Annotated in this window: 1 protein-coding gene; it reads right to left on the minus strand. The window is 44.6% G+C overall.

Annotation, left to right across the window (positions count from 1 at the left end):
* Positions 1 to 1,192: IS4 family transposase (locus tag AB4507_RS21185; protein WP_372183294.1), on the minus strand; the 1,192-nt coding region annotated here is incomplete at its 3' end.
* Positions 1,193 to 1,299 lie beyond the last annotated feature (107 nt).

Consider the following 1,299-nt stretch of genomic DNA (forward strand, 5'->3'; position numbering starts at 1 on the left):
TCCTTGATATATAACTGGTAGCCCATTCGATTTTATTGCTGATTTCTGACCATGCGCCGTGACTGATACATTCAAATATTGGTAACAGCCAGACATCCACATTTTTTGCCGCTTTAAACAATGAGACCGATGGCATTATCTGAAGCGCAATACTACGCCTAATGATCAGCGCAAGTAAACTGGCCCAGATGAGCCCATCAACGATGGCCTTTTGTGCGGTGACAAATCGTTGCCAGTTGGTGTGAGACTTTAACTCTTTAAAAAGCAGTTCCACCTGCCATCGACAGCGGTAGATCGCCATGATGTCATCGGCAGTAAAGGTGTCTGAAGGTAAGTTAGTTATCCAAATGCAGAATCGTTTTTCTTCAGCAAACCATCGTCGCACGACTCTAAACTCTTGTTTACCTCGACGGACTTTTAGGTCAAGGACCTGCGAACGGTTGGTACCTCGAGTAATGTCTTTCAGCTTCTTCCCTTCTAGCTTAGGCAGCAGTCGCCCCTTGCCGTTCCTTGCCTCAATAATCATAGGGTTCAGAGACTTAGCACCTCGGACAATATAGAATCCGCCATGCTGTTCAAGCTCTCGAAAGAAGTGGAAATCAGGATACCCTGCGTCAGCTAACAGCAATTTGTTGTTCATCGTTTTGGGCTCAGGTAAAAAATCTCTTTCTGATGCCGTATCAGCGCTGATGTTCATCGCGACTGGAGAAAAGCTTTTCAACGACATTGTCATATGACATTCAACCGCTGCAGGGTTACGTTTAAATCGACTCGGATAAACATCCGCCAGGTCACGATGGATGTGGAAAGAGCTGCCATCTTGAAGCAGTACATCATCAAAGGTGTCGAGCTTATTTGGTAGACCGACATTCTGCTGGCGAGCAAATTGAGCTATTGCTCGCATAACAAGTTGCCGCATGAAATTAGGAAACTCATTTTTCCTCAACTGGTTATGGTAAGGCTTGTATGCCACGGCACCTTCAGGGCTCAAGCACATCCCATTGAATTGTCGCAGTAAATCCGCAATGGAAGTGCAGTTTCCTTTGCTTAACGCGGCCACTAAGCTAATGACTAGCTGCTCGGGTAATATCGCCCGACACCGTTTCATCAGGCCTGTACTTTTCGCCATTTTTTGGAGGGTGTCAGCATTAAAGAATTGCTTAAATTGCTTCTGTAAGGAGATAATCGTCATCGGCTTCACTATTGATGTAGGTAGTTTGTTTGGCGACGATTATCTGATCATAAATGAAGCCTTTTTTCTATCTAAATAAACAAGTTAGCTCTTAAGATCCTGTCTAT

The sequence above is a fragment of the Vibrio sp. 10N.222.54.A3 genome, assembly GCF_041474095.1.
Taxonomy (GTDB): domain Bacteria; phylum Pseudomonadota; class Gammaproteobacteria; order Enterobacterales; family Vibrionaceae; genus Vibrio; species Vibrio crassostreae_C.